Genomic DNA, 12,202 nt, shown 5'->3' with positions numbered 1-12,202 from the left:
GCGTGTCGGTTCGGCGGGGTGTGCGAGGATAGAGCGCGCTGACAGCGTCGTCGGCTTTCTGAATGCAGACGACGAAGGGAACGCGCTGGTGACCAGCGAAATCGAGATTCCTGCAGAGCTCAAGCCCAACGACGGCCGCTTCGGTGCGGGTCCGTCGAAGGTCCGCCCGGAAGCCGTCGCCGCGCTGGCGACCGAGGGCGCGAAGCTGCTCGGCACCTCCCACCGGCAGGCGCCGGTGAAGAACCTGGTGAAGCGGGTCCAGGAGGGCGTCGCGGAGCTGTTCCAGCTGCCCGACGGGTACCAGGTCGTGCTCGGCAACGGCGGCTCGACCGCGTTCTGGGACGTCGCGACATTCGGGCTGATCCGGGAGAAGAGCCAGCACCTGAGCTTCGGCGAGTTCTCCTCGAAGTTCGCGAAGGCCGCCCAGCAGGCGCCGCACCTCGGTGAGCCGACGATCGTGAAGGCCGACCCCGGCACCCGCCCGGTCGCGGTCGCGGAGGCCGGCGTCGACCTGTACGCGTGGCCGCACAACGAGACCTCCACCGGTGTGATGGCGCCGGTGCGGCGGGTCGAGGGCGCCGACGAGGGCGCGCTGGTCGCGATCGACGCCACCTCCGGCGCCGGCGGCCTGCCGGTCGACATCAACGAGGTCGACGCGTACTACTTCGCCCCGCAGAAGTGCTTCGCCTCGGACGGCGGCCTGTGGATCGCGGTCCTGAGCCCGGCCGCGCTCGCCCGGGTCGAGGAGATCACCGCGTCCGGCCGCTGGACCCCGGCGTTCCTGGACCTGGCGACCGCGATCGACAACTCGAGCAAGAACCAGACGTACAACACGCCGTCGCTGGCCACGCTGTTCCTGATGGCGGAGCAGACCGACTGGATCAACAGCCAGGGCGGCCTGAAGTGGAGCGTCGGCCGTACGACGGACTCCAGCACCCGGCTGTACACGTGGGCGGAGAAGTCGGAGTACGCGACGCCGTACGTCACCGACCCCGACGCCCGCTCGCTGGTGATCGGCACCATCGACCTGGACGACTCGATCGACGCCGCCGCGGTCGCCAAGACCCTGCGCGCCAACGGCATCGTCGACACCGAGCCGTACCGCAAGCTGGGCCGCAACCAGCTCCGGGTAGCCATGTTCCCGGCGGTCGACCCCGACGACGTCGAGAAGCTCACCCAGGCCATCGACTACGTGGTCGAGAACCTCAAGTAGTCGCTTGAACTCAGCCGCCGGTCCCGTGGTGGGGCCGGCGGCTCTTTGCTTCAGTGGGTCTGGCGGCGGTGCGCGGTGGGCGGGCCCTGCCCGGTCAGGCGGTCGTTCTCGGCCTGGCGGTCGCGGCGTTCGCGGCGACCGGGCGGGAACGTGAAGACCGTGATGATCAGCGCGAACACGGCCGCGCCGATGATGATCCACATCAGGTTGTGGCTCTTTCCGGAGCTGTCCGAGCTGTTGCTGTCGGTCGACGTCGCGGGCTTCGGCGTGGCACTCGCCGCCGGCGTCTTCGTACCGCCGGTCGCCGCCTTCGCGGGCACCGCCAGCTCGTAGACGCCCGGGCTCGCACCGTCGGCCGCGAACACCACGGTGCCGTCGGTGGCGCCGAGCGCGAGGCTGCCGCCCTCGCCGGGCAGCGCGGCGCTGCGGGCGATCGCGTTCGGGTTGTCGCCCCAGGCCACGGTCGCGAGGTCGGTCGAGGTCCGCAGTACGACTCGCTGGCCGTCCGGAAGGAACGTACCGTCCGTGATCACGCCGGTCGGCGCGGCCGCGACCTTGGTCAGGTCGTTGGTGCCCTGGCGGGTCGGTGAGGCGGGCGCGGAGTAGATCGTGCCGGCGCCGTTCGACGACTTCGTCACGACGTACAGCTGGCTGGTCTCCGGATCGATCAGCAGCGTCTCGGCGTCGTGGGCGCCGTCGGGGTACTTGAAGTCGTACTGGTGGTACTTGACGTTGGCGTCCTGCAGGCTGTCCGGCTCCGGGATCGTGTAGATCTCGATCTGGTTCCGGCTCAGTTTGCTGTCGCCGATGTCGGCGATGTAGAGCGTGCCGTTCCGGTCCATACCGAGCGCCTCGACGTCGGCGACGTTCGCGCCGAACCGGAACACCGCCTGCACCTTGCCGGTCGTGTCGAGCGCGAACACCCGCCCGGTGGCGCCGGAGCTGCTCACCGCCCAGTACGTGCCCTGGTGTTTGGTACTCCGGACCAGACCGGTCGGATGCTTGATCCGGTCGTCCTTGATCGAGAACAGCTTCTTCGCCGCCGGGTCCGCGGCGGTCCCGGTCCCGGTCGCCGAGGCGGTCGGTAGCGCGACACCCGCGAAGGCGCAGAGCGTCGCGCCCAGCAGCGCGAGGGCGATCCGGAACTGTCTCACGAGACCACCTCAGCACCTGCCGGGAGCAACAGCTGCGCCAGGCGCGGCGTCACCTGCCATTCGGTGACCATTGCCTGGTACTCGGCCCGCAGGTCCGCGGCCGGTTCGGCCCCGGTCCGCGCGGCGCGGAGCAGCAGATTGCGCGGCGTGTGCTGACTGTCCACGAACTGCACGACCTCCACCCGGTAGCCGACCTGTCGGAGCACCGCGGCCCGCAAGGTATCCGTCAGGACGTCGGCGAACCGCTCACGAACGATGCCATATCTCGTCATCAGCGCATAAGGCGCCGGTGGTGTGACGCTCTTGAGCTGCTTTTGGATGTCGTGATGGCAACATGGGGCCGCAAGTACCAGCGCGGCCTCCCAGCGGACCGCCCGCGCCAGCGCGTCGTCGGTGGCCGTGTCGCACGCGTGCAACGCCAGTACGACGTCAGGCCGCACGTCCAGCTCCGCGCCCTCGATCGTCGCATCCAGGAACCGCAGGTGCCGCTCCCACCCGAGCGCCTCGACCACCCGCGTGTTCCGCTTCCGCGCCGCCGGATTGTGGTCGATACCAGTCATCCGTACGTCGCGCCCGGTGGCCGTCAGCAGGTGGTACGCCGCCAGCGTGAGGTACGCGTTCCCGCAGCCGAGGTCCACCACCTGCAGCGGCCGATCGTCCTCGATCCGCCCGGCAGCGACCGCCTCGTCGAGCGCCGGCTGCAACAGCTTGCAGAACTCCTCGATCTGCTTGTACTTCGCCTGCCGCGACGGCTTCACCCGCCCCTGGTGGTCGCTGATCCCCAACTCGATCAGGAACGGCGCCGCCGGATCCAGCACCCGCCGCTTCACCCGGTCATGACCCGTCTGCTGCTCCCGGCTGTCCTCCTGCCGGTGCAGCAACTCCTTGCCCTTCTTGGTGTACCGCAACCGCAGCGTCTCGGTGGTCATCTCGACATGCCACGACCCGTAGCCGGCGCTCAGCAGTTCGTCGACCATCTTCTCCAGCTCGCCCGCCGGCACGTTCCGGGTATGCGCCTGCCGCTCGTCGAACTCGGTGACCTGCAGGAACCGCTCCCCCTTCAGGTCGACGTACCGCACCTCGACCCGCACGAACCCCGGCGCCACAGCCCCCCGCCGCCGCCCCGACCCCACCCCCCGAACCAGCCCGTCCCGCTCCAGCAGCGCAGCCCGCACCACCCCCAACGCCCCGGCCCCCACCGGCACCTCACCCGACCACACCTCTGGCTGCACCGCGCCATTGTCCCCGACCCCCACCCCCGATCACAAAATGATCTCGCCCACCCACCGTCATCCCCCGATAACCCGATCCGCCCCCGCCCGCCTCACACCACCCACCAGACCCCGAGCCACCACACCCCGAGGCCGTCCGAAATCCGGCCGATCCCGTCGCGTCCACCCCACGGCGACGGCACGCATCCTTCGACACCCCTCGATCGCCTGAGCACCCGCGCTCACCGCCTGGCACCCACCTCCCGCCCCGCACCCCGAGCAGGCTGATTCTCCTTACACATAAGGAATCCCGGCCGATCCTGGATTTGCTCGTGACCATTCCGTGACCTACAATAGAACACATGTTCGATCCCGATCTGGACGACCTCACCACCGCGGACCTCCTCACCGCGGCCGCCGAGTACGCCCACGATCAAGAACACGCCGCCCTCGGCATCCTCCGCACCACCCTCGCCTTCGCCGACCGCAACACCACCACCAGCCAACCCGGCCGACCCGACCACGACCCACTCCCCGGCTATGAACGCCTCCGCGTCTACGGCGGCCCCGGCTGCCCCGCGGTCGCCGAATTCGCCCCCATCGAACTCGGCGCCGTCCTCGGCATGTCCTCCGGCGCCGCCGCCTCCCTCCTCGGTGAGGCGCTCGCGTTGCGGCACCGCCTCCCCCGCGTGTGGGCCGCCGTCCTGTCCGGCAACGCCCTCACCTGGCGCGCCCGCAAGATCGCCCACGCCTGCCTCAACCTGTCCATGGAGGCCGCCGCCCTCGTCGACCGCCGCGTCGCCGGCATCGTCAACACGGTCACCCCCGGCCGGCTACGCAAGATCGTCACCGCGGCCATGTGGCAGGCCGACCCCGAACAGGCCCAGGCTGCCGCCGAGTCCGCCGCGAAAACCCGGGGCGTGTTCGTCGCCCAGTCCGACCCCGACGACGACCACGGCACCAAACGCATCTTCATCCGCGCCGCCACCGGCGCCGTCATCCGCTTCGACGCCACCGTCGACGAACTCGCCCAAGCACTCAAGGCTCTCGGCGACACCGACACCCTCGACGAACGCCGCGCGAAGGCCATCGACTGGCTCGCCGACCCCGCCGCAGCCGACCACCTCCTCCAGCTAGCCCGCCACCTCGCCCGCACCACACACCGCGACCACAGCGAGCCCACCCCCGACGAAGACACCGCCCCCGCCGCCGAAACCCCCGAGCCACCTGAGCCGTATGAGCAGCCCGAGCCGTATGAGGAGCCCGAGCCCTGGCCCCGTCACGCCACCGCCACCGCCAACCCACCCGCACCCGGCCACCACGAGTGGGACGACCGCGACGAGTGGCACAACCCAGGCGAGTGGCACGACCAGGGCGAGCGGGACAACCCCGGCGAGTGGGACAGCTGGGGCGAGCAGGAGGCCCGGGACGAGCGGCACGACCCGACCGCCGACGCGAGCGCCACAGGCAGCCCGCGCACCACGGACGTCACGCCCCAAGACGCCGGCGAGCACGGTACCCACGACACTCGCGACGCAGACACCGAACACGACATCACCAACCCCGACAACATGACCGCCGCGGACGAGGCCGGCAACATGGACGGCACGGCCAGCCTGACCGATCTGACCGGCGCGGACGGCACGGCAGACCTGACCGGCGCGACCGTCCTACCCGACCCCGCGGTCCTGCCCGACCCCGCCGTCCTGCCCGACCCCGCCGTCCTGCCCGACCCCGCCGTCCTGCCCGACCCCGCCGTCCTGCCCGACCCCGCCGTCCTGCCCGACCCCGCCGTCCTGCCCGACCCCGCCGTCCTGCCCGACCCCGCCGTCCTGCCCGACCCCGCCGTCCTGCCCGACCCCGCCGGCCCAGCCGACGTGGCCGACGTGGCCGACGTGGCGGACGTGGCCGACGAAGGCGCCGCCGCCCACCCCCTTCATGACGGCGAACCGGACGACCGGCCCGCATCACCGCATACAGCATCAGCCGACGCAGGCGCCGCGCAGGAGTTCACACGGCGGGCACTCGCCGTCACGCTCGGGGCGCGGCTCGCCGCCATCAAGAACGATGCCCACAACAACAACCCCGGCACAGGCACCGGCCGACGGAACCGGCACACGCTCTACGTGCACCTCACCGACAAAACCCTCGCCACCGGCACCGGCATACTCCGAACCGAAGAACTCGGCCCACTCCTCGCCAGCCAACTCAGCGAACTACTCGGCCACAACCAGATCATCGTCAAACCCGTCATCGACCTGCACGACCAAGTCAGCGTCGACAGCTACGAAATCCCCGACCGCATCCGCGAACGCGTACGACTCCGCCACCCCGTCGACATGTTCCCTTACGGCACAGCCGAAGCAACACCCAGGATGGACCTCGACCACATCACGCCGTACAAGCACGCCCTCACCCCGGACCGCACTACCCAGAACCACACGGGCGAGGATCCCAGCCGCCAGACAGACACCAGCACCGATCAGTCCAATGACCGGGACAGCAGCGACAGATCGGGATGCGTCGTGCATTCCCACACGACGCGACAGCGTGGGTGGACAGGTCTCTCCGAAGCCACCGGACCACCCGGGCGGGCAGGACAGCTCCGGCCACCCGGGCAGACCAACGTCGACAACCTCATACCGCAAGGACGACTCCACCACCGCGCCAAGACCTTCGGCGGCTGGCGTAACCGACGCCTGCCCGGCGGAGGAATCGAGTGGACCAGCCCGCATGGATTCACCTTCTTGGTCGACCACACCGGCACCCACCCGCTGTCACTCGGTCTGCCCGCAGCAAGTCATCTCGACGATCCCGTAGATCATCACGCTACGGACTGATGACTCCAGGTATCCCCGGCGGCTGACGATTGACCGAGCCGCTTGTTCTGGATCACCAGTCGCGACGCGTATGCCGTGAAGGCACCGTTGTAAGCGGTCCCGTACTCGACAGCATCGGTCGCACGCCACGCGGTATGCGGGGGCAGACGGCGCCCTACAGCCTCACACAGAGTCGTTCGTCCGATGCGCCGGATTCCTGTTGTCCGCCGCTCTTGCGAACCCGACAGGTGCGAGAAATTCTTGCTCAGAGCAACACCGCATCAGAGCAGGACTGGCGGGTACGTCCGCGACGAACTGTCACACGGCTCGGTCCAATCGCGGGGCTCAAGAGGAGCCATCACCGAGGAACCTCGTACGACGCCGATCAGCCCCACGACCTTCTCATAAGTCAGCGGTTACTTCGCAGCAGCGACAGACCCGGCCAGCTTCTCTAGCACGCCCGCAATCACGCGAAGCAAACAGCCGCGGCATCGCCGGCGCCGTCCCGCGAGACGGATGTTAGAACCAACTCCTCGACGTGAGTTCGTGATCAAACCAGCTGGAACGACAGCAACGACGCGCGCGACACCTTCAAGCCCTGCGAAGCTCGCGGCGGCGCCGGTGAAGGTGACTATGTATTGCTGGCCGTTGGCGATGAGGAGGAGCTGCAGATTCTGGAGGCGTATGGCCCTCTCGTAGTCGACCGTGCCGCCGAGTAGCCAGGCATCCTGGCCGTTTCGCGGTAGCAGGTTGGTCGATCACCACGCGATAGCTCGACGCCAGGGTCCGATCGCCGCGCTTGGTGTCCGCGATCGTCGTCCGGAGATCATTCTCGGGCGCATGGATGCCGACGATGATGTTGTCCACGACCTTCTCGGCCGGATCGATGGAAGGTGCGAGGAACAGCACGGACCCCTGAGACGCGCCGCCCTCGGGAGACTGTTTCCAGCCGGCCGGAGGGATAAACGAGTAGCCATCAGTCGAGGTGTGCGGCGTCGCCGTCGATGTAGAGAGACTGCCGCGGTCAGGCTTGATCTGTCGCGCCACCGAGTAGCCGATTAGCAGGGCGCACAGCGTCACGGCCGCATGGAGCGCCACGGCTCTACGCATATGAGCGTTAGACCCGACTCGGCCGTCAAAGCCGTCGCCAAAACTGTCGGTTGATTGCTCCAGACGGCATCTGTTCGAAGAGCGGCGGCTGGCCGCCACCAAGTCGGCGCCAATCGAGGCCACGGACTTCCCAAATACTCGTTGTACATGGAGATGTGATGGTGATGGTCGATGCCTGAGAGGCCGCAACGGCGGGCCATTGGGCCGTTCATTGGAGTGGTGCGCCTGCCCGGCTTGTCGCTGGAATCGATGCAGTTGTTGCCCAGCCAGGCTCTGTGCCGGCCCAGGTCCGCCTGTCCTGGATCTCACCGAAGGCCACGCCCAACAACACCTGCCCCGGCCGATGGCGCCCCGGGCGACAGCCGTCGGTCCCCCTGACCCAGCAAACTCCCCGGGCACACCAGCCGCCGAGACGGCGGCATTCCTCGCACAAATGAACCATGTCGTCCTCCGCGCCGGCATTCGCCCGGCGACACTTGCACCGCCGAAGGCAGCCAGAGGCACCCGTACCTCACAACCGGTCGGTCGTCCCGCAAGCATCCCTCGGCTGCGGGAAGTCAGCAGCCGAGGAGGTGGCGGCATTTCCCACGCACGCCCCGACCCACATCATGCTTCGCCGAACGCATGCGCCGGTGGCACCTCATGCGCACCTCCCAGGGCGGCTGGAGTTGGCAGTCGCCGCCTGTCCCGTGGCGTGCACGAACGTCGTACTCGCCCCCAGCAGCCCACGCTCCTGGAGCCTCGCGACAGGCCGGCCGCCGGTGAGGCCGTCGACGTGCACGCTGGTGCGCGGACGGAGTTCGTCTGCGAGCTCGTCGGGCAGGCGGCGTGGACGCGCCGTACACCTCGCCCGCACGCACTCCTCGTGCGCGGGAAGGTAGCAGCCGAGGCGGCGGCATTCTCACGCACGGAACCACGTCATGCTTCGCCGAAGGCCTGCGCCCGGCGGCACCCTCCGCGCCCGCGGAAGGCGGCCAAAGAACAGTCGCCACTCCCCTCACCTCGCGAGCACGCACGTCTGCGGAGCAACAACCAGCTGAGGCGGCGGTGTTTCCACGCACGCCCCGCGAGCGACATCCTGCTTCGCCGAGAGCCTGCACCCGACAGCGCCTCCTGCGCGGCGCCGAAGGCGGCTGGAAGGACAGTCGCCGCTTCGCTCCCCCGCAAGCACCGCACGTCTGCGGAAGATCCGGCAGTTGGGCGGCGGCGATTCCGCGCGTGGGTGGTGGGGTCACGCGGGTGGGGTGGTTGGGGTGGGGTCTTCTTCGAGGATGCCGATGGTTCTCAGGCGGGTGATGATGCCGCCTTCCTGGCGGCCGAGGGCTTCGGTGAGGTCTTCGAGGGAGGCGCCGTTGTTGTACATCTCGGTGAGGGTTTCGGTGTCTTCGGGGGTCCACTGGCGGAAGGCGTTCGGGGCGGTCTGGCGGGCCTTCTGGATCTTGCGGGTCATGGAGTTGGGGTTGATGGGCTCCAGGGAGCGGATCCGGGACTGGCGGTGGCGGCCCACCTCCTCGCCTTTCTGCCAGAAGATCACTGCTCCGTTGTCGAAGGTCATCAGGTCGGCGGGGACGTCGCAGTAGTCGGCCTCGTCGAGCATCACGCGCATCATCTGTGGGTTCCTCTTTCGGTCGGTCCTGAGGGATCTGGTCGGCAGAGAAGATGCCCGGATCCGCGGTACCTCGGCGCATCGATCCGGAAGCTGTGGACAACCGATCGCACAATCGGTTTGCAAAAACTCTTTGCAAAGAGTCTGTGCAGTCGTAGAGTCGGTGTCATGAGCGACGAGAGCAGCAACGAGGCGCCGCGGACGGTCCGGCTGGATCGGGAGTTGGTGCGGGCGCTGGCGCATCCGATGCGGAACCGGATTCTGGGGTTGCTCCGCGTGTACGGGCCGCAGACCGCGACCACCCTGGCGGGGCGGCTCGGCGTGAACACCGGGGCGACCAGCTATCACCTGCGGCAGCTCGCGGAGGCCGGGCTGGTGGCGGAGGACGACAGCCGGGGCAACGCGCGCGACCGGTGGTGGAAGGCGGCGCATCAGGGGACAGAGTTCGACAAGGCCGAGCTGCTGGACCAGGAGCCGGAGCTGGCGCTGGGCTTCCTGCACGGTGTCGGGCAGACGTACGCCGAGAACATGTTCAGCTTCATCGACGCGATGCAGACGATGCCGGCGGACTGGCGGGACGCGAGCGTGCTGTCGGACTACTTCTTCCACCTCCGTGCCGACCAGCTGGACGCGATGATGCACGAGGTCCTGGCTGTCCTCGAGAAGTACAAGACGCCCGACCTGACCGCTCCCCTGCCGGACGGCGCCGAGCAGGTCACCGTCCAGATCCAGGCGTTCCCTCGCGAGACGCGGTAGGAGGACCAGCAGTGAGGCAATCGAAGCCGTTGATCGCGTTCCTGGTGGCGAATGTGGTGTCGATCTGCGGGACCCGCGTGAGCGCGATCGCGATCCCCTGGTTCGTACTGATCACCACAGGTTCGCCCGTCAAGACCGGCCTCGTCGCCCTGGCCGAGATGGCGCCACTGGTCGTCGTGAAGGCCGTGGGCGGCCCGATGATCGACAAGGTCGGCGCCCGTCGGATCAGCGTCCTGGCCGACACCGCCAGTACCGGGGTAGTCGCCCTGGTACCGCTGCTGCACACCCTCGGTCTGCTGCACTTCCCGACGCTGCTGGCGCTGGTCGCGGTCGCCGGAGCGCTCCGCGGGCCAGGGGATTCCGCCAAGGAGACCCTGATCCCGGACATCGCCCGGGCCGCCAAGGTCCCGCTCGAGCGGGTGACAGGCCTGGAGAGTACGACGGAACGCCTGGCCGGCTTCTTCGCGTACGCACTGGCCGGCGGACTGATCACACTGGTCGGAGCGGTCAACGCGCTGTGGATCGACGCCGCGTCGTTCGGCATCTGCGCCGTACTCATCGCCCGCTGGATCCCCAAGCAGGACAGGCAGCCGGTCAGCAACGAGGAGGCGTACGGGCGTCGCCTGCTGGAAGGCTGGCAGTTCCTCCGCAGCGACCGGTTGCTGCTGCCGCTGGTGGTGATGATCGCCGTCACCAACCTGCTCGATGCCGCGACCAGCACGGTATTACTGCCGGTCTGGATCAGAGAGCACGGCTATGGGCCCGGGCACACCAGTCTGATCCTCACCTCGTTCGGCGTGACCGCAACCGCGTTCGCACTGCTTGCGTCGGCGATCGGCGACCGGATCCCGCGCAAGCTTGTGTTCACACTGGCTTTCCTGATCGCTGGGGCTCCGCGCTTCGTGGCAATGGCGACCGATGCACCGGTGTGGGCGTTGATGGCGGTGTACGCCGTGGGCGGCATCGGGGCCGGCTTCATCAACCCGGTACTAGGCGCGATCCGGGTCGAACGGATCCCCGGTCACTTGCTCGGGCGGGTCAACTCGCTGTCCATCGCGGTCTGCTGGACCGGCGTACCGCTGGGAGGTGTCGCGGCCGGTGCCGCGATCGCTGGGATCGGTCTGGCGCCCGCGCTGCTGGCGGGTGGTGCGATCTACCTGATCGCCACCATGTCACCGGTGCTGATCGGCCGCCGCGAGAGCTGGAAGGCTACACCGGATCCGACGGGTCTTCCGGAAACGGCGGCAGATCTGGCTCGGGTGGCAGCCGGTGCGTCTTAGCCTTCGTACGGTCGTCCACCGCCCGGCGCATGCGGTCCCGCTCCGCCCGCAGCAGCCCCAGCATCACCAGGTCCAGCAGCATGCCCCCGGCGGCCGCGAACTGCGTAGCGGCGAACTGGAAGACCTGTGTCATCAGCAACGACACCAGCACCGCCAGCTCGAACAGCCGGACCGCCCGCGCCCGGTTGGCCTTCCGCAACGCCAGCGCGCCACGCACCGTGAAGGTTGCTGACAGCAAGCTCCCGGCCGTTACCCCCAGCACCGGCAGGGTGTTGAGCCCGTTCCCCAGTACGGCGGCGATGACGAGCTCACCGACCACCTGGATCGCCAGTACGGCTACCGCGACCGTCGGCGCGTTCGGGTGCGTGGCCAGCCGCTCGAAGCCGCGCTGTATCGCTTGCCACGCCGCGTCGACCGGGGCGGCCAGCTCGACCTCGTCCGGCGGGCAGGCCGCCAGCAGGTCAGCGGTCTCCCGCCGGCCGCCGATCTCCCGCGGCACCTGGCCCAGCAGCTCGGCCGCCTCCGCGCGGCGCCGGCGGGACAGACCGCCCGCGACGCCCTCGACGGCGTGGTCGATGACGTTCGCCAGCTCCTCCCGCGGGTCGATCGGCCGCCGGGTGGTGAGGAAGCGGAAGCCGAGCACGATCAGCACGAAGACGATGTACACGATCGCCGCGGTCGGCTTGTAGAAGTAGTTGTTGTCCGAGGTGACGAACTTCCCCACCTCGTCGATGAACAGCCCGAACCCGATCCCGCCGATCGTCGCCGCGGCCGGCCGGACCACCGGGCCGACGTACCCGAGCAGCAGCGAGATCGCGACGAACATCAGCAGCCCGCCGGGCAACACGTGCGCGATGTGCAGGCCCTTGCCGCCGATCTGCGGGTACCCGCTCAGGCTGAGCAGCAGCCGGGTGATCAGCACCGTCGCGACCCCGGACACCACGAACGTCGTCAGGTGCTCCCCCGACCGCACGTTCCGGACCATCCCGGCCCGCATCAGGTACGACGAACGTTCACCGGCGGAGGTGGTGGTCATACCGGGACGTTACCGGA

At 68.9% G+C, this 12,202-nt stretch carries 8 protein-coding genes; 4 read left to right on the top strand and 4 right to left on the bottom strand.

Annotated features, from left to right (window positions below; all coding sequences use genetic code 11):
- Nucleotides 1-88 precede the first annotated feature (88 nt).
- Nucleotides 89-1,213 (top strand): phosphoserine transaminase, encoded by a 1,125-nt coding sequence (gene serC, locus ACQHIV_RS37100; protein WP_427888998.1) that lies wholly within the window; start codon nt 89-91, stop codon nt 1,211-1,213.
- Between the two features lie 50 nt (nt 1,214-1,263).
- Here serC and ACQHIV_RS37095 read toward each other — a convergent pair whose 3' ends face one another.
- Nucleotides 1,264-2,367, bottom strand: coding sequence for a hypothetical protein (locus tag ACQHIV_RS37095; protein WP_427888997.1), 1,104 nt, complete (start codon nt 2,365-2,367; stop codon nt 1,264-1,266).
- Nucleotides 2,364-3,599, bottom strand: coding sequence for a class I SAM-dependent methyltransferase (locus tag ACQHIV_RS37090; RefSeq protein ID WP_427888996.1), 1,236 nt, complete (start codon nt 3,597-3,599; stop codon nt 2,364-2,366). Before ACQHIV_RS37090 ends, ACQHIV_RS37095 begins: the two co-directional genes overlap by 4 nt.
- Nucleotides 3,600-3,940: 341 nt before the next feature.
- Between ACQHIV_RS37090 and ACQHIV_RS37085 the strand changes: the two genes are divergently transcribed.
- Nucleotides 3,941-6,418 carry a DUF222 domain-containing protein gene (locus ACQHIV_RS37085; RefSeq protein ID WP_427888995.1) on the top strand — a complete coding sequence of 826 codons (2,478 nt, stop codon included), beginning with the start codon at nt 3,941-3,943 and terminating at the stop codon, nt 6,416-6,418.
- Nucleotides 6,419-8,738: 2,320 nt separating this feature from the next.
- Here the strand turns inward: ACQHIV_RS37085 and ACQHIV_RS37080 are convergent.
- Nucleotides 8,739-9,116 carry a hypothetical protein gene (locus ACQHIV_RS37080; protein WP_427888994.1) on the bottom strand — a complete coding sequence of 126 codons (378 nt, stop codon included), beginning with the start codon at nt 9,114-9,116 and terminating at the stop codon, nt 8,739-8,741.
- 165 nt (nt 9,117-9,281) lie between these two features.
- Here ACQHIV_RS37080 and ACQHIV_RS37075 point away from each other — a divergent pair, with 165 nt between their 5' ends.
- Nucleotides 9,282-9,869, top strand: coding sequence for a helix-turn-helix domain-containing protein (locus tag ACQHIV_RS37075; protein ID WP_427888993.1), 588 nt, complete (start codon nt 9,282-9,284; stop codon nt 9,867-9,869).
- A gap of 11 nt (nt 9,870-9,880) precedes the next feature.
- Complete coding sequence (locus ACQHIV_RS37070; protein ID WP_427888992.1) at nt 9,881-11,149, top strand: MFS transporter; 1,269 nt, start codon at nt 9,881-9,883, stop codon at nt 11,147-11,149.
- Here ACQHIV_RS37070 and ACQHIV_RS37065 read toward each other — a convergent pair.
- Entirely contained in the window at nt 11,079-12,185 is a 1,107-nt protein-coding gene (locus tag ACQHIV_RS37065) for a hypothetical protein (RefSeq protein ID WP_427888991.1), read from the bottom strand. The two genes, ACQHIV_RS37070 and ACQHIV_RS37065, sit on opposite strands and share 71 nt — an antisense overlap.
- Between the last annotated feature and the right edge of the window lie 17 nt (nt 12,186-12,202).

Source organism: Kribbella polygonati (genome assembly GCF_050320105.1).
Lineage (GTDB): Bacteria > Actinomycetota > Actinomycetes > Propionibacteriales > Kribbellaceae > Kribbella.
The sequence above is the reverse complement of the archived record's forward strand: the minus strand, read 5'-3'. Positions and strand labels throughout refer to the sequence as shown.